This is a genomic window from Marinobacter sp. ATCH36 (assembly GCF_023555055.1).
In the GTDB taxonomy this organism is placed as follows: domain Bacteria; phylum Pseudomonadota; class Gammaproteobacteria; order Pseudomonadales; family Oleiphilaceae; genus Marinobacter.
Genome location: NZ_JAMJPL010000007.1, coordinates 98,442 through 113,977, shown reverse-complemented (window position 1 = coordinate 113,977; position 15,536 = coordinate 98,442). Strand labels below are relative to the sequence as shown.

17 protein-coding genes are annotated in these 15,536 nt (G+C 57.3%); 14 read left to right on the top strand and 3 right to left on the bottom strand.

The window, feature by feature from the left end:
* Positions 1-7 precede the first annotated feature (7 nt).
* Positions 8-1,810 (bottom strand): PHA/PHB synthase family protein, encoded by a 1,803-nt coding sequence (locus M8010_RS17495; protein ID WP_250094001.1) that lies wholly within the window; start codon positions 1,808-1,810, stop codon positions 8-10.
* 9 nt (positions 1,811-1,819) lie between these two features.
* On the bottom strand, positions 1,820-2,161 hold the full coding sequence (locus tag M8010_RS17490; RefSeq protein ID WP_250094000.1) for a phasin family protein: 342 nt from the start codon (positions 2,159-2,161) through the stop codon (positions 1,820-1,822).
* A 192-nt stretch (positions 2,162-2,353) separates the two neighbouring features.
* Between M8010_RS17490 and tadA the strand changes: the two genes are divergently transcribed.
* The 4 genes from tadA to M8010_RS17470 are packed head-to-tail and all read left to right on the top strand — an operon-like array spanning position 2,354 to position 5,693.
* Positions 2,354-2,866: a tRNA adenosine(34) deaminase TadA gene (gene tadA, locus M8010_RS17485; protein ID WP_284048183.1), complete on the top strand. Its 513-nt coding sequence runs from the start codon at positions 2,354-2,356 to the stop codon at positions 2,864-2,866.
* Between the two features lie 9 nt (positions 2,867-2,875).
* Entirely contained in the window at positions 2,876-3,859 is a 984-nt protein-coding gene (gene galE / locus M8010_RS17480) for a UDP-glucose 4-epimerase GalE (protein WP_250093998.1), read from the top strand.
* 51 nt (positions 3,860-3,910) lie between these two features.
* The gene (locus M8010_RS17475; RefSeq protein WP_250093997.1) at positions 3,911-5,254 is read left to right on the top strand and encodes a UDP-glucose dehydrogenase family protein; all 1,344 of its coding nucleotides are present in this window, start codon (positions 3,911-3,913) and stop codon (positions 5,252-5,254) included.
* A 1-nt stretch (position 5,255) separates the two neighbouring features.
* Complete coding sequence (locus tag M8010_RS17470; protein WP_250093996.1) at positions 5,256-5,693, top strand: HIT domain-containing protein; 438 nt, start codon at positions 5,256-5,258, stop codon at positions 5,691-5,693.
* Between the two features lie 22 nt (positions 5,694-5,715).
* Here the strand turns inward: M8010_RS17470 and fabR are convergent, their stop codons facing one another.
* Positions 5,716-6,339, bottom strand: coding sequence for an HTH-type transcriptional repressor FabR (fabR, locus tag M8010_RS17465; RefSeq protein ID WP_284048182.1), 624 nt, complete (start codon positions 6,337-6,339; stop codon positions 5,716-5,718).
* A gap of 318 nt (positions 6,340-6,657) precedes the next feature.
* Here fabR and aspS point away from each other — a divergent pair, with 318 nt between their 5' ends.
* The 10 genes from aspS to pal all read left to right on the top strand — a co-directional run bounded on the left by aspS (position 6,658) and on the right by pal (position 15,529).
* Complete coding sequence (gene aspS, locus M8010_RS17460; RefSeq protein WP_250093995.1) at positions 6,658-8,466, top strand: aspartate--tRNA ligase; 1,809 nt, start codon at positions 6,658-6,660, stop codon at positions 8,464-8,466.
* Between the two features lie 14 nt (positions 8,467-8,480).
* Positions 8,481-9,011 (top strand): crossover junction endodeoxyribonuclease RuvC, encoded by a 531-nt coding sequence (gene ruvC / locus M8010_RS17455; RefSeq protein WP_250093994.1) that lies wholly within the window; start codon positions 8,481-8,483, stop codon positions 9,009-9,011.
* Between the two features lie 30 nt (positions 9,012-9,041).
* The gene (ruvA, locus tag M8010_RS17450) at positions 9,042-9,674 is read left to right on the top strand and encodes a Holliday junction branch migration protein RuvA (RefSeq protein WP_250093993.1); all 633 of its coding nucleotides are present in this window, start codon (positions 9,042-9,044) and stop codon (positions 9,672-9,674) included.
* Positions 9,675-9,817: 143 nt separating this feature from the next.
* Positions 9,818-10,846 (top strand): Holliday junction branch migration DNA helicase RuvB, encoded by a 1,029-nt coding sequence (ruvB, locus tag M8010_RS17445; protein WP_250093992.1) that lies wholly within the window; start codon positions 9,818-9,820, stop codon positions 10,844-10,846.
* Entirely contained in the window at positions 10,839-11,282 is a 444-nt protein-coding gene (locus M8010_RS17440) for a YbgC/FadM family acyl-CoA thioesterase (RefSeq protein WP_250093991.1), read from the top strand. Before ruvB ends, M8010_RS17440 begins: the two co-directional genes overlap by 8 nt.
* A 14-nt stretch (positions 11,283-11,296) precedes the next feature.
* Complete coding sequence (tolQ, locus tag M8010_RS17435; protein WP_250093990.1) at positions 11,297-11,986, top strand: protein TolQ; 690 nt, start codon at positions 11,297-11,299, stop codon at positions 11,984-11,986.
* Positions 11,987-12,029: 43 nt separating this feature from the next.
* Entirely contained in the window at positions 12,030-12,476 is a 447-nt protein-coding gene (tolR, locus tag M8010_RS17430) for a protein TolR (protein WP_250093989.1), read from the top strand.
* Between the two features lie 21 nt (positions 12,477-12,497).
* Positions 12,498-13,541: a cell envelope integrity protein TolA gene (gene tolA / locus M8010_RS17425; RefSeq protein ID WP_349666120.1), complete on the top strand. Its 1,044-nt coding sequence runs from the start codon at positions 12,498-12,500 to the stop codon at positions 13,539-13,541.
* Positions 13,542-13,558: 17 nt separating this feature from the next.
* Positions 13,559-14,878 carry a Tol-Pal system beta propeller repeat protein TolB gene (gene tolB, locus M8010_RS17420; RefSeq protein ID WP_502846233.1) on the top strand — a complete coding sequence of 440 codons (1,320 nt, stop codon included), beginning with the start codon at positions 13,559-13,561 and terminating at the stop codon, positions 14,876-14,878.
* Positions 14,879-14,950: 72 nt separating this feature from the next.
* The gene (pal, locus tag M8010_RS17415) at positions 14,951-15,529 is read left to right on the top strand and encodes a peptidoglycan-associated lipoprotein Pal (RefSeq protein ID WP_250093988.1); all 579 of its coding nucleotides are present in this window, start codon (positions 14,951-14,953) and stop codon (positions 15,527-15,529) included.
* Positions 15,530-15,536: the final 7 nt, after the last annotated feature.

Sequence of the window (15,536 nt, the reverse complement as noted above, 5' to 3'; positions counted from 1 at the left end):
CGGCAGGTTAACTGCCTGCCGCCTCTGCTGCTTTAACCCGCACATAGCTTCCGGGGGCATCCTCGATGACCGGAATCTTGCCTTCGCCCGGCGTACGCGCGGGCACTTGCTCGCCGGAGTACCGAGCAATCCATTCCAGCCAGTGCGGCCACCACGACCCCGGATGCTGCTCGGCGCCGGCGAACCAGTCGTCAGCATCCGGTGTCAGATCATCATTGGTCCAGAAGCCGTATTTCTCCTTGTAGGGCGGGTTGATAACCCCGGCAATGTGGCCGGAGCCGGACAATACAAAACGCACATTACCACCGTGGGCCAGCGCGCCTTTGTAAGTGGTTTTCCACTTGGCGATATGATCCTGTCGTGCTGACAGGAAGAACGACGGCACCTCGATCTCCGACAGATTGATGGATTCTCCGTCCAGGGTCAGGGAGTCCGGCTGAACCAGGCGGTTGTTCAGATACATCTCACGAAGATAGAAGCTGTGCATCTTCGCCGGCAGGTTGGTGCCATCGGTGTTCCAGTAGAGCACGTCGAAGGCGGCCGGCTTTTCGCCCTTCAGGTAATTGTTGGTCCAGAACGACCAGAACAGCTCGTTTTCCCGCAGCAGGTTGAAGGTAAACGCCATGGCACGGCCATCCAGGTAGCCTTTGCGTGCCAGCATACGCTCAATGCCCTGGATGGAGTGATCGTTGATGAAAACGCCGATGCCGCCAGGGTCCGAGAAGTCCAGAAGGGTCGTCAGGTAGGTAGCACTGACAACCGGATTGCGCTGTTTTTTCTTCAGCCAGGCCAGGGTAGAGCCCAGCAGGGTGCCACCGATGCAATAGCCGATCACGTTCATCCGGTCCTCGCCGGTTGCCTCGGTGACGGCATCCATGGCGGCCAGTGGGCCCAGATGCATGTAGTCTTCCCACCCCTTGTCCCGGAACTCCGGCCCGGGATTACGCCAGGAAATAATAAAGACGGTCTGCCCCTGGTCAACGAGCCACTGGATAAAAGACTTCTTCGCTGTGAGGTCCAGGATGTAATACTTGTTGATCCAGGGTGGCACTATCAGAATGGGGCGCTGACTGACCGTTTCGGTGGACGGCGAGTACTGGATCAGCTGCATCAGTTCATTCTGGTAAACCACTTTTCCCGGTGTGGTTGCCAGGTTGCGGCTTACTTCAAAGGCCGAGCGATCCGTCATGCCAACATTGAACAGTGACGGATTCTGGCGCACATCCTCAAGCAACTGCCGGGTACCATCAATCAGGTTCATCCCTTTGCGCTCCCAGGTAATCCTGAGAACTTCCGGATTGGACGCAGGGAAATTTGATGGAGACAGTGCACTGGTCAGCTGCCGGGCATAGAACAGCATCTGGTCGCGGCCCGCCGATGGCAAGCCTTCCATACCGGCAACCCAGTCCAGAAAAGCCCGGGAGTTGATCAGGTAAGCCTGGTGGAGTACATCGAAGGGCAGGTGCCTGTGCCAGTCTTCCGCCTGGAAGCGCCGGTCATCGGGGTCCGGTTCTGCTGCCCGATGCCTGTCCTTGCCGGTCAACCGGGCAAGGGTGTAATAACCCAGCGCCAGGTGTTTGCGGGTAAGGTCCAGCTCTGCACTTGCAAACCGGATCGGGTGCAGCAGGAGATCCTCTGCCATGGCCCGGTAGGCGTCGGACATCTCAGACAGGGTCGATAGCTTGGCATCGTCCATTACGCCGGTATCTCCGAGCCATTTTTCCAGGCTCTGCTGACCTTGCCGGACATTCGATTCGAAACGGTTTACCAACTGGCTGACAGTTTTTCCCAGCGTGTCCATACCCAACATAAACAACCCCTACTTGGTGGCTTTGGGGCCGGGTTTTGCAGTCTCTTCCTTTGGCTCGGGGGCCTTCTCGAATACCTTCTGGACCTGCTCGCGGGTTTCGTTGAGGTAGTCCTGCCAGGCTTTCCAGTCAGCTGTGAATTGTTCGCTGAGCGACTTGAGGGTTTCAGCCTGGTCTCCGGTAACTGCCTTCAGGCCTTCCAGATCCCGCACTTCAGAAACTTTTTTGGCCTGCTCCATGGTGACATCAGCGTACCGGCGGAACGCATTCATCTGCATTTCGGCGGCTTTGTTGAACTGCTCGAAGAGGGTCTCGTTAAGGCGCGTGGCTTTATCAAACAGGTCATTGCTCATTGATACATCTCCTTTGCATTAAGAATGTTTGTAATCCTATTGTGCCTTATCGTTTATGACGCAATTTTGACAAGTATCAACCGAAAGAGAGGCTTCAAGGTTTTCGGGGTAGCTTGTTTTGTGCTGTGGTCTTTGGAAATACCTGAGGCATGATAAACTGACGTCCCTCGACTCGTAGGCAGGGAATTTTTGATGGCTTTGGCGCACCGGAGTTGTAATGACGATGAGGCCTGGATGGGCCGAGCCCTGCAACTGGCAGGGCAGGCAGCCAGTGCTGGTGAAGTTCCCGTGGGTGCCGTGGTAGTCCTTGATGGCAAAGAGATCGGTGCCGGCTTCAATGCACCGATCAGCGGTTGCGACCCTACCGCCCATGCTGAAATCCGGGCTCTGCGGGACGCAGCGAAGCGGCTCGGGAATTACCGGTTGCCGGGTGCCACGCTTTACGTCACCCTTGAGCCCTGCACCATGTGTGTCGGAGCTATTGTTCATAGCCGGGTCAGCCGATTGGTGTATGGCGCCGCGGAGCCAAAAGCTGGTGCTGTGGAGTCAACCCGACAGACCCTGGACGAAGGCCATCTTAACTGGCGTGTTGAAACCCACAATGGCATCCTTGCGCACCAGTGCAGTAAGGTTATCAGCGAATTTTTCGCCGCGCGAAGAGCACAGATCCGGAGCCGGAAACAATCAATTTCAGGGAAGGAGTGACGACAGACAATGAAAGTACTGGTAACCGGTGGAGCCGGATATATTGGCAGCCATGTGGTCAGGCAACTTGGCGAGGCCGGGCACGACATCATTGTTTTCGACAACCTGTCCACGGGCTACCGCTGGGCTGTTACCTGCGGTGAACTGGTCGTGGGCGACCTTGCAGATGAGCAGGCAATCGCGGATCTTTTCAGTCAGCATCGTTTCGATGCCGTTCTGCACTTCGCCGCCAATATTGTGGTGCCGGAGTCGGTTGAAAACCCCCTCAAGTATTACAGCAACAACACCCGTAACACGCTGAACCTGCTGAAAGCGGTTGAGCAGCACCAGGTCCCCTACATGGTGTTCTCGTCCACCGCTGCGGTTTATGGCATGCCGGAAGAAACCGTACTGACGGAAGATCTGCCTCTGGCCCCCATCAACCCCTACGGCGCGTCCAAGATGATGAGCGAGCGGATGATCATGGATCTGGCTGCCGCGTCGTCGCTGAATTATGTGATTCTGCGTTATTTCAATGTGGCGGGGGCCAACCCGGACGGGTTGCTGGGGCAGGCAACGCCCGAGGCAACTCATCTTATCAAGGTGGCCTGCGAGTGCGTGACCGGCAAGCGGGATGGCATGAGCGTATTCGGCACCGATTACGACACCCGTGACGGCACCTGCATCCGTGACTACATCCACGTTGAAGACCTGGCAAAGGCCCACGTAATGGCGCTGGATTACATGGCCGTGGGCGGCGACTCGCGGGTGCTGAATTGCGGCTACGGGCGCGGGTTTACCGTACGTGAAGTCATCGACGTGGTTAAGCGCAAGTCGGGTAACGACTTTCCGGTGCAGGAAACCGGCCGGCGGGCAGGGGATCCAGCGGCGTTGATGGCCGACAACTCGCGAATCAAAAAAGTACTTGGCTGGCAGCCGGACTATGATGATCTCGATACCATCGTGGGCACGGCGCTGGCCTGGGAAAAAATCTGGCAGCAAAAGCAGGGCTGAAAAGCGCTTTTCTGACACTTTAAAACATTACAGACATCAGGGTTTTAACGGATGAAAATTACGATTTTTGGTACCGGTTACGTTGGGCTTGTTACCGGAGCCTGTCTTGCCGATGTAGGTCATCATGTTCTGTGCATGGACGTTGATCACGGCAAGATCGAAAAGCTCAAAAATGGCCATATTCCGATTTACGAACCGGGTCTCGAATCCATCGTCAAGCATACCGTTGAGGCAGGCCGGCTATCGTTTACCACGGACACCGAAGAGGCTGTGGGGCATGGGGTCCTGCAGTTTATAGCCGTAGGTACCCCACCGGACGAAGATGGCTCAGCTGACCTGCAATACGTAACCGCCGTGGCCAAATCCATCGGCCAGTACATGGACGACTACAAGGTGGTGGTCGACAAATCTACCGTGCCAGTGGGTACCGGAGACAAGGTCAGGGATGCTGTGCGCGCGGGCCTGGACAAGCGTGGACTTGAACTGGAGTTCGACGTGGTGTCCAATCCCGAATTCCTGAAGGAAGGGGCGGCTATCACTGACTTTATGAAGCCGGACCGTATTATCCTCGGAACCGACAGTGAAAGGGCCATGGAGCTGCTGCGCGAGGTGTATTATCCGTTCAATCGCAGTCATGACCGAACCATCTTCATGGATATCCGTTCCGCGGAGCTGACCAAGTATGCCGCCAATTCCATGCTGGCCACCAAGATAAGCTTCATGAACGAGATCGCCAACCTTGCGGAGCGGCTGGGTGCGGATATCGAAAATGTGCGCCGTGGCATCGGTTCCGACCCCCGCATCGGCTACCACTTTATCTATCCCGGCTGCGGTTACGGCGGCTCGTGCTTCCCGAAAGACGTCCAGGCCCTGGCGCGCACCGCCAAGGATTGCGATTATGATTCGCGGCTGCTGAACGCCGTTGAAGCCGTGAACAATGCCCAGAAGCATGTGCTGTTCGACAAGATCAGTCATTACTTCAATGGCAACCTCAATGGCAAGGTGGTGGCGATTTGGGGGCTGGCATTCAAGCCCAATACCGACGATATGCGGGAAGCCTCTGCTCGAACATTGATGGAGGACCTGTGGAAAGCCGGTGCCAGCGTGCAGGCGTTTGACCCGGAAGCCATGGAAGAAACCCAGCGCATCTACGGCGACCAGCCGGGCCTGACCCTCTGCGGTACCAAGGAGCAGGCCCTGAAGGGCGCGGATGTGCTGGCTATTTGCACCGAGTGGAAGGAATTCCGTTCACCGGACTTCGAGGCCATTGCGGCTGCACTTCGGGAACCGGCTGTTTTCGACGGACGCAACCTGTACGAGCCGGAAATGCTGGAGCGCTACGGCATGATCTACTACGCCATCGGCCGCGGCCGGAACCAGTTCCACGGAGGTTGATATGAGCGGGCCAGAGCAGTCGTTTGTGCTTCATGAGCGCCTGGAGGCGGATACTGTGAGCCTGGGGCAAAGCGGATTGTGTGAAATCCGTTTGATGAACGACAGCAGTTGGCCGTGGATTCTTCTGGTGCCCCGTGTGGCCGGTGTCCGCGAGATCTACCAGCTGTCGCAGGAAGAGCAGCGGCATTTGCTGGCGGAGTCATCGCTGCTCGGAAAGGGCATGATGGAACTGTTCGACGGCGACAAGCTCAATGTGGCCGCCCTGGGCAACATGGTGCCGCAGCTCCACCTTCATCATATTGTTCGCTTCGAAGGCGACCCGGCCTGGCCCGGGCCGGTGTGGGGCAAGCAGCCACCGCAACCATACAGTGACGAAGAGCTGGCTGCGGTCATCGGCAAACTCGGGCCGGTTTTGAGAACACTCGGATCAGAAAGGTAAAGACACTCCGGAAGCGGGACGACTATTTCCGGTGGGCAGCGCGGGCGAGGGTCTGTGAACCCAGAAGAATCATCCGGAGTTCTTTCTTCAGTTTAGTTTTCAACTCTCCTTTCTCTTTCGGCGTAGCATCCAGCGCCTCAGCGCCCTGATTGAAAACCAGTGTCACCATGGCCTCGGCTACAAGCCGGGCCTCAGAAAGAGGCTTTCCCTGCTGCTCCGCGAACCGGTTCAGATCGTCTGCCAGCTCCGTCACCACATGATCAATTTCCGCCTTGATCGCGGTCCGGAACGGCTTTGATACCCCGGTTTTCTCACGGAGCATCAACCTGAGAAGATTGGTGTTGTTGTCCAGGTACTCAATGAATGTATCCACTGACGTACTGATCGCACTACCATCCCGCGCAATCCGCTTGCGCGCCTGGCGCATCAGTTGGCGAAGAGCAACGCCACCTTCGTCCACCAAAGCCAGACCGAGTTCATCAAGTTCGGTAAAATGCCGGTAGAAAGACGTAGGTGCTATACCAGCCTCTCGGGCCACTTCACGGAGGCTCAGACTGCCAAACCCCCGATCCGCACTCAGCTGCGCCAGAGCTGCGTCCATCAGAGCGCGTCGCGTGCGCAGTTTTTGTTCGGCTCTGGCTGACAAGGGTGGCTCCAACTGTTGAGAAGACCGGCTAGTTTAACTTTCAAAGGCTCTACTTTCACCTACAGTCACGGAAGCCTGATTTTAACGGTTATTGTGTTTATAATAGCCGGCTTATCCAGTATCCTCGCCAGTTAATTTTCGCGGTCACGACTTGGTCTGACAGAGCAGGCGGGGATGGCTTTCCGAAACCGTGCGGAGCCATGGATGGCGGAGCCGAGCGTACAGGGATGTATTCACAGCGTGTTTCGGAAAGCCATCCCCGCCTGCTCGCCCGCACAACAGACACAGACGAACACATCAAATTTAACGGGAACCGGTATGCGCAGTCATTATTGCGGTGGAATCAACGAATCTCACATTGATCAGGAAGTCACACTTTGCGGGTGGGTTCACCGTCGCCGCGATCACGGCGGGGTGATCTTTCTGGACCTGCGTGACCGGGATGGTATTTCCCAGGTGGTGTTTGATCCGGATACCCCTGAGAGCTTCAACCTGGCGGAAAAAGTCCGCAGTGAATTCGTCATTCAGGTAACCGGCCGCGTGCGCCGCCGTCCCGCCGGCACCGAGAACACCAACATGTCAACAGGGCAGGTGGAGTTGCTGGGCAAGCAGCTGAACATTCTCAATGCCGCCGCCACGCCGCCGTTCCCGCTGGACGAGCACGTCGACGTGGGCGAGGACGTTCGTCTCAAGTACCGATTTGTGGACCTGCGTCGCCCGGAAATGCTGAACCGTCTTCGTTTCCGTTCCAGGGTGACCAGCTACATCCGCAACTTCCTGGACAGCAACGGCTTCATGGACGTGGAAACCCCGATCCTGACCCGTGCCACCCCCGAAGGTGCCCGTGACTACCTGGTTCCCAGCCGTACCCACGAAGGTTCCTTCTTTGCGCTGCCCCAGTCGCCTCAGCTCTTCAAGCAGTTGCTGATGGTGTCCGGCGTTGACCGTTACTACCAGATTGCCAAGTGTTTCCGCGACGAAGACCTGCGTGCCGACCGTCAGCCGGAGTTTACCCAGGTGGATGTGGAAGCCTCGTTTATCGACGAAGAAACCCTGATGACCCTGAATGAGAACATGATTCGTTCCCTTTTCAAGGACGTGCTGGAGGTGGATCTGCCTGAATTCCCGCGCATGCCGTATTCCGAGGCCATGCAGCGCTACGGCAGTGACAAGCCGGACCTGCGTATTCCGCTGGAGCTGGTGGATGTTGGTGATTTGGTCGCCAGTGTGGACTTCAAGGTGTTTGCCGGTCCGGCCAACGACCCCAAAGGCCGCGTTGCGGCGCTGCGTGTTCCCAAGGGTGGTGAGCTGACCCGCAAGCAGATCGATGACTACACCAAGTTCGTGGGCATCTATGGCGCTAAGGGCCTGGCCTATATCAAGGTCAACGACCTGTCGAAGGGTGTTGAAGGCCTGCAGTCGCCGATCGTCAAGTTCCTGGGTGATGACGTGGCCCTGGCTGTGATCGAGCGTGCCGGTGCCGAAGACGGCGATATCGTGTTCTTTGGCGCTGATAAGACCAACGTGGTCAACGAAGCCCTGGGAGCGCTGCGTATCAAGGTCGGCCATGACCTGGACATGCTGACGGCTGAGTGGGCACCGATGTGGGTAGTGGACTTCCCGATGTTCGAGGAATTGCCAGACGGCAGCCTGACCGCTATTCACCACCCGTTTACTGCACCGTCCTGTTCTGCCGAGGAACTGGAAGCATCTCCGGCCACAGCCTTGTCCCGTGCCTATGACATGGTGCTGAACGGCACCGAGTTGGGCGGTGGGTCCATCCGTATTCATGATGAATCCATGCAGGAAAGCGTATTCCGTACCCTGGGTATTGGCCATGAAGAAGCCCGTGCCAAATTCGGCTTCCTGCTGGACGCCCTCAAGTACGGTTGCCCTCCCCACGGTGGCCTGGCCTTCGGTCTGGACCGTCTGATCATGCTGATGACCGGTGCCAGCTCTATCCGTGATGTTATTGCCTTCCCGAAAACCCAGAGTGCGACCTGTCTGATGACACAAGCCCCCGGGGAAGTGGATGACAAGCAGCTGCGGGAGTTGCATATCCGCCGTCGCAAACCGGCAGCCAAGGCTGCCGATGGCAACAGGGCAGAATCCGCGGACAACGAGTAAGGGTAAGGATTGATGTGTCGATAATCATGGGGGTCGACCCCGGCTCCCGCATTACCGGGTATGGCATCATTCGCGTCGAGGGCCGGGTGATCGAATATATCGACAGCGGTTGCATCCGGGTTGGTGAAAAACCCATGGCGGAGCGACTGCAAACCATCTTTCACAGCCTGGCGACGCTGATTGGCGAATATCGGCCCGGGGAGTTCGCGATCGAGCAGGTGTTTATGGCCCGCAACCCGGATTCCGCTCTGAAGCTGGGGCAGGCCAGGGGAGCGGCCATTGTTGCTGCTGCCAACAGCGGGCTGGAGGTTCACGAATACTCCGCCCGCCAGGTCAAGCAGGCCGTGGTGGGCAAGGGCGGTGCCGACAAGGCCCAGGTCCAGCACATGGTCCAGGTGCTGCTGGCCCTTTCCCGCAGGCCCCAGGAGGATGCCGCCGATGCTTTGGGTATCGCGCTTTGCCACGCCCACATGAGCCAGAGCGTTGCACGGCTGGCGACCGGTGGCGGCGGCAAGGTCCGCAGCGGCCGGGTCAGAGGACAATAACCGACTCACTGAACTCCAGGGAGAACCCCGTTGATTGGTCGCATCCGAGGCATTCTGATCGAAAAATCCCCCGCCCAGGCACTGGTTGAGTGCGGCGGCCTGGGTTACGAAGTCGATATTCCCTACACCACGTTTTTCAATTTGCCTGAAACTGGCAATGAGCTCGTTCTCCATACTCACTTTGTGGTTCGTGAAGATGCCCAAAGTCTCTATGGCTTTTCCTCCCGCCTTGATCGTGACCTGTTTCGATTACTGATCAAGGTTAACGGCGTGGGGCCAAAACTCGCAGCGGGTATACTCTCGGGGCTGGATGCCAATCAATTTATTCGTTGCGTAGAAGCCCGCGACGCCAATGCCCTGGTCAAGCTCCCGGGTGTCGGCAAGAAAACCGCTGAGCGGCTGCTTATTGAAATGACAGACCGTATAGGGCAACTTGAAGGGCAGTTCACGCCTGGGTCGCTGAATGCGACAGTGAAACCTGGCGCATCCGGGGCGGAGGCCGCAACGGTTCACCATCCTGCGGAGGAAGCAGAGGCCGCTCTGATTGCCCTTGGCTACAAGCCCCAGGAAGCATCAAAAGCCATCAGCAAGGTGGCTGAAGATGGTATGTCGAGCCAGGAGCTTATCCGATTGGCGCTGCGGAACATGATTCCGGCAAGTTAACGGCTGGCCAGTCAGGGCGTTGTGGCGCGCATTGTGTAGAGAGCGTAACGTGACAGCAAAAGAACGGTTTGTACAATTGGGACATCCTTAACCCGAGACGAGTGTACAGACATGTTGTTGATTCCCTCTGAGCGGGTAGTTCAATGATCGAGTCGGATCGCCTGATTTCATCCCAGGCCGGACAATACGAAGAAGTCCAGGACCGTGCTATCCGTCCTGGCGTGCTGGCGGATTACGTCGGCCAACCCGCAGTGCGGGAACAGATGGAAATTTTCATTTCCGCGGCACGTGGGCGGCAAGAAGCGCTGGACCATGTATTGATCTTTGGTCCACCCGGTCTGGGCAAGACCACTCTCGCCAATATCATCGCCAATGAGATGGGCGTATCCATCAAGACCACATCCGGCCCGGTGCTGGAGAAGGCCGGCGATCTGGCGGCAATGCTGACCAATCTCGAAGAGGGCGACGTGCTCTTCATTGACGAGATTCACCGCCTTAGCGCTGCCGTGGAAGAAGTTCTCTATCCGGCCATGGAAGACTACCAGCTGGACATCATGATCGGAGAGGGCCCGGCCGCGCGCTCCATCAAACTCGATCTGCCTCCATTTACGTTGGTGGGTGCCACCACCAGGGCCGGCCTGCTGACTTCTCCGCTACGGGACAGGTTCGGTATTGTCCAGCGCCTGGAGTTCTACAACACCAAGGATTTGACCGATATCATCCTGCGTTCCGCGCGGCTTTCATCCGTCACCATCGACAATAACGGTGCTTATGAAATTGCCCGCCGTTCAAGGGGAACACCCCGTATTGCCAACCGCCTGCTGAGAAGGGTGCGTGACTTTGCCGAAGTAAAGGCGGATGGTTGCATCAGTGAAACCATTGCCGATCAGGCCCTGAACATGCTGAAAGTGGATGCCCTGGGCTTTGATCATATGGACCGCCGGTTGCTGCTGGCGATGATTGAAAAGTTTGACGGTGGCCCCGTGGGTGTGGAAAGCCTCGCCGCTGCCATCAGCGAAGAACGGGGCACTATTGAAGATGTGCTGGAGCCGTTTCTGATTCAGCAAGGCTACATGCTGCGAACGCCCCGGGGTCGAATGGTGACCTCCAGTGCCTATCAACATTTCGGCGTAGTGCCGTCCGGGCCCGAGGGGGAAGATCTTTTTGACTGAGCGTTACGAGCCATCCGTCGGTCTGTTGGTCAGGGTCTATATTGAAGACACGGATGCCGGTGGCATTGTGTACCATGCCAAATACCTGAACTACATGGAGCGGGCCCGAACCGAATGGGTACGTAGCCGGGGTGTCGGGCTCAGAGCAGGTCTGGCGGACAATGTCAGTTATGTGGTGCAGCGGTTATCCATTCATTATGGTGCACCGGCCAAGCTGGACGATGAGTTGCGGGTAACCGCGGAACCGGTCGCGTTTGGCCGGATTTGGATGGATTTTCGCCAGCAGGTCGTGCGGGTTTCCGATCAGTCGTTACTGGCGTCAGCCGATGTGCGTGTAGCCTGTGTTGCCCTGGATTCCGGCCGGCCACGGCGGCTACCCGCGAACATGCTGGAATTACTGGAAAACGACAGAAAAACCAATTCACAAGTGGAATAATCCGGGAGTAGAAGGTGGAGTCAGAAGTTTCTGTTTGGTATCTCATCGCCAATGCCGGGGTGCTGGTTCAGCTGGTCATGCTGTTGCTTGCCCTGGCTTCCATTGTCTCCTGGGCGCTCATCTTTCAGCGCCTTCAGGTGTTCCGCAAGGCAAAGCAGGCACAGTATGCCTTTGAGGAGCGGTTCTGGTCCGGTATGGACCTGGGGCAGCTATACCGTGAGGTAAACAGCGACCCCACGCCTTTCTCCGGTATGGAGTCCGTGTTTCGGGCCGGGTTCAAGGAGTTTTCCCGCCTGCGCCAGCAAAGTCGTGACGCCGATGCCGTCATGGAGGGCACCCAGCGAGCCATGCGGGTGGCGTTTTCCCGTGAGCAGGAAAGGCTGGAACTGCATTTGCCATTCCTGGCGACTGTCGGCTCCACCAGCCCTTACATCGGTCTCTTCGGGACCGTCTGGGGCATTATGAATTCGTTCCGAGGGTTGGCTCAGGTACAGCAGGCTACCCTGGCAACGGTAGCACCGGGCATTTCCGAAGCACTGATTGCCACAGCCATGGGTCTGTTCGCGGCCATTCCAGCGGTTATAGCCTACAACCGATTCGCTGCGATTTCGGACGCATTGCTGAAAAACTACGAAACCTTTGCCGAGGAGTTTTCCAGCATCCTCCATCGCCGGGTACACAACAGCGAGCAATCGGCCGCGTGATGAGCGTTGTCGGTAACAGCCAGACAATCGGGAGTGCAGGAACATGAAAGGCATGGGAATGATGCCGGCGAACCGCCGCAAGCCGATGTCGGAAATCAACGTTGTGCCCTACATCGACGTGATGCTGGTGCTGCTGATTATCTTCATGGTGACAGCGCCAATGCTGACTCAGGGTGTCAAGGTGGACCTGCCGGAGACAACCTCCGAGCCGATCCAGTCCGACAAGAACGTGGAATCCATTGTGGTGTCCGTCGACAGCAATGGCGCGTATTTCATGGATGTTGGCGATGAAAGCAGCGATCCGATGTCGCTGGCGGATATTCGTGAGCGGATATCGAAAATTCTGTCCCAGCGTACCGACCGCGAAGTTCTGGTGCGGGGAGATGAACACGTGGAGTACGGCACGGTGGTTCGACTGATGTCCCAGCTGCAGGCAGCGGGCGCCACCAACGTAGGACTGATAACCGAAGCACCAAACATCGATGAGTGAGCACAGGGCAGGCAGGTTTTTGTGAGAGGTCATGAGCGTGATGTAATCAGCACCGGGCAGCCACCCTGGAAATCGCCTGTTGCACTGTCAGTTCTGATGCATGGGCTGGTTCTTGGGGTGGCACTGGCAGGCTGGTCCTGGTCTGTGCCCACGGAGGATCCGCAACCGCCCAGCATTTCCGCGCGACTGGTGACGCAGAATGAACCAGAGCCCAGTCCGGTGACAGAACCGACAGATCAGCCCGACCGGGATGAAGAGCGCCGGCAGGAGGAGGAAGAAGAAAGGCAGCGGCAGCAAGAGGAAGAGCGCCGTCAGGCCGAGGAAGAAGAGCGTGCCCGTGAGGAAGCCCGCCGCATACAGCAGGAAAAGGAACGCGAGCAGGAACGCCAGCGTCAGGAAGAAGCCGCGGAGCGTGAGCGGGAACAGCAGCGTAAAGCTGAGGAAGAGGCCGCCCGTCAGAAAGCCGAAGCTGAAGCCAAGGAACGTGAGCGCCAGAAGGCCGAGGAAGAGAAGCGTCGTCAGGAAGAAGCTGCTCGCAAGGCTGAAGAGGAAAGACGCCGGGCAGAGGAGCAACGCAGAAAAGAGGAAGCAGAGCGTAAAGCCCGGGAAGAAGAGGAGCGGTTGGAAGCTGAGCGTAAACGCAAGGAGCGCGAGCGTCGCCTTAAAGAACAGCAACTGGAAGCAATGGCAGAGGAGGCTCAACAGCAACGTGCAGCCGAGGAACGTCAGCGTCGGGAAGCAGCCGCTGCCAAGGCGCGCGAAGCCCAGATGCTGTCGGAAAGCCAGAAATACCAGGCGCTGATTCGGGAGCGCCTGAGCCAGGCCTGGTATCCGCCGTCTTCGGCAACCGAGGAAATGACCGCAAGGTTGCAGATAACCCTGTTGCCGACCGGTGAACTTGCCTCGGTAAATCTTGTCTCCAGCAGTGGTAACACCGCGTTTGATAACTCGGCGCTGGGGGCCGTGAAATCGTTAAGCCGGTATCCGATTCCGGACGATCGTGACACGTTTGAACGCTATTTCCGCCAGTTTACAATTGAGTTCAATCCCCGGCGGTTGAGATAAGGATGATGGGACCACAGATGACGAACCGGACAAGTACAGGTAAAGGTCTTTCGGTAGTGGCATGGCTGCTGGCGATTGCCGTGATGATCGGAAGCAGCCCGGCCAGCACCGAACTGCTGATACGGATTACCGAGGGGGCGGACTCTGCTATCCCGGTTGCAGTCGTTCCCTTTTCAGAATCCGGACAAATGCCGTCGGGCGACAAGATAAGCAGTATCGTACAGGATGATCTCACCATGACCGGTGAATTCCGTCCGCTGCCGGCGGAAAAAATGCTCAGCCTGCCTTCGTCAGGCGATGACGTTTATTTCCGTGACTGGCGACTACTTGGCCAACGTTATGTGCTGGTCGGCCAGTTGACACGCAGGGGAGACAAAATCGAAGCACGCTATGAGCTGTTCGATGTAAACCGTGAAGAACGGGTCATGGGTGCAACAGCCTCCTCGTCAGTCAACAGCTCCCGAAGCCTTGCCCATCACATCAGTGACAGGGTATACGAAGCCATCACCGGCGTGCCTGGCGCGTTTTCCACCAAACTTGCATACGTCACGCTGCAGCGTTCCGGTGGCGAGCCATTATATCGTCTCCAGGTCAGTGACGTGGATGGCAAGCGGGCAAGGGTGCGACTGGAGAGTGATGAGCCTATCCTTTCGCCGGCCTGGTCTCCGGATAGCAGGAAACTTGCTTATGTGTCCTTTGAGACCGGCAAGCCGGCTATTTACATCCATGAACTTTCGTCGGGCAATCGCACTCGTATAGCTGATTTCCCGGGCTTGAACTCGGCCCCCGCCTGGTCAGATGACGGGCGCTCACTCCTGCTGACGCTGTCGAAGGATGGCAATGCTGAAATCTACAAACTGGATATTGAAAGCCGTTCGCTCAAGAGGCTGACGAATCACTGGTCAATCGATACAGAACCCACCTGGGATCATACCGGCGAGGGGTTCTTCTTCACCTCTGACCGATCCGGCGGGCCCCAGATCTACCACAAGTCGAGCGAGAACGCCGAGCCGCGTCGGATCACCTTTGGCAGCCGTTATAATGCCAGACCTCGCCCCGACAATGATGGTAGGTACGTCTACTATGTTCACCAGCGGGACAGTTCGTTCCACATAGCCCGGACCAACTTGCAGACCGAAGAGGAAACTGTCCTTACTCGTACGGGGTCTGATGAGTCGCCCAGTGTTTCGCCAAACGGACGGATGCTGATCTACGCTACAAAGCAGGGTGGCAACAGTGTACTAACTGTAATTGCCGCCGACGGCGGCGCAGCCTATAGTTTGCCGGCTTCGGAGGGTGATGTGCGCGATCCGGCATGGTCACCAATCGTTCAGTAAACCGGAACTCGGAATCCGGCAGGTTTGTTAACGCTCAAGTACAACCGACAGATAAACAGGAAGGAAGTGATTATGAAAGTAACAGCTCACCACAAATTGTTCGCCATGGCCTTGTCCCTCGGACTGATTGCCGGCTGTAGCAGCACAGGTGATACCACCGAAGATGGCACGTACGACTCTGATGTTTCTGCTGTTGACCAGGAAGGCGGCAGCACTGTCTATGGCGGCGACGATGGAGACGGTGTGTCTTCATCGGAGATGACTGAAGAGCAGCGCCGTGAAGCCGAGGCACGTGCAGAGCGCGCAGAGCGTGAGGCGATGCGAGATATCACCACCTTCTACTTCGATTTTGATACCGCAGAAATCAAATCCGAAGCGCGCGAAGTGCTGGTTGCCCATGCCCGTTACCTGCAGTCCAACCCCAACCAGGACGTGCGCATTGAAGGTCATGCCGACGAGCGCGGTACCAAGGAGTACAACCTTGCGCTGGGTGAGCGTCGTGCCAATGCGATTGAGCGTTTCCTGATCGTGAACGGTGCATCCCGTAGCCAGACGGAAACCATCAGCTATGGTGAAGAGAAACCGGCCGTTATGGGCTCCAGTGCAAGCGACTGGGCCCAGAACCGTCGCGTTGAACTTGTTTTCCAGTAACAGGCGA

What these genes read in the sequence shown, in the direction of transcription:
- ruvB (WP_250093992.1), top strand. Translation starts at nt 9,818, where the DNA reads ATGATCGAGTCGGATCGCCTGATTTCATCCCAGGCCGGACAATACGAA.
- pal (WP_250093988.1), top strand. Translation starts at nt 14,951, where the DNA reads ATGAAAGTAACAGCTCACCACAAATTGTTCGCCATGGCCTTGTCCCTC.
- M8010_RS17490 (WP_250094000.1), bottom strand. Translation starts at nt 2,161, where the DNA reads ATGAGCAATGACCTGTTTGATAAAGCCACGCGCCTTAACGAGACCCTC.
- tolB (WP_502846233.1), top strand. Translation starts at nt 13,559, where the DNA reads ATGACGAACCGGACAAGTACAGGTAAAGGTCTTTCGGTAGTGGCATGG.
- tolR (WP_250093989.1), top strand. Translation starts at nt 12,030, where the DNA reads ATGAAAGGCATGGGAATGATGCCGGCGAACCGCCGCAAGCCGATGTCG.
- M8010_RS17495 (WP_250094001.1), bottom strand. Translation starts at nt 1,810, where the DNA reads ATGTTGGGTATGGACACGCTGGGAAAAACTGTCAGCCAGTTGGTAAAC.
- M8010_RS17475 (WP_250093997.1), top strand. Translation starts at nt 3,911, where the DNA reads ATGAAAATTACGATTTTTGGTACCGGTTACGTTGGGCTTGTTACCGGA.
- M8010_RS17470 (WP_250093996.1), top strand. Translation starts at nt 5,256, where the DNA reads ATGAGCGGGCCAGAGCAGTCGTTTGTGCTTCATGAGCGCCTGGAGGCG.
- galE (WP_250093998.1), top strand. Translation starts at nt 2,876, where the DNA reads ATGAAAGTACTGGTAACCGGTGGAGCCGGATATATTGGCAGCCATGTG.
- tadA (WP_284048183.1), top strand. Translation starts at nt 2,354, where the DNA reads ATGGCTTTGGCGCACCGGAGTTGTAATGACGATGAGGCCTGGATGGGC.
- aspS (WP_250093995.1), top strand. Translation starts at nt 6,658, where the DNA reads ATGCGCAGTCATTATTGCGGTGGAATCAACGAATCTCACATTGATCAG.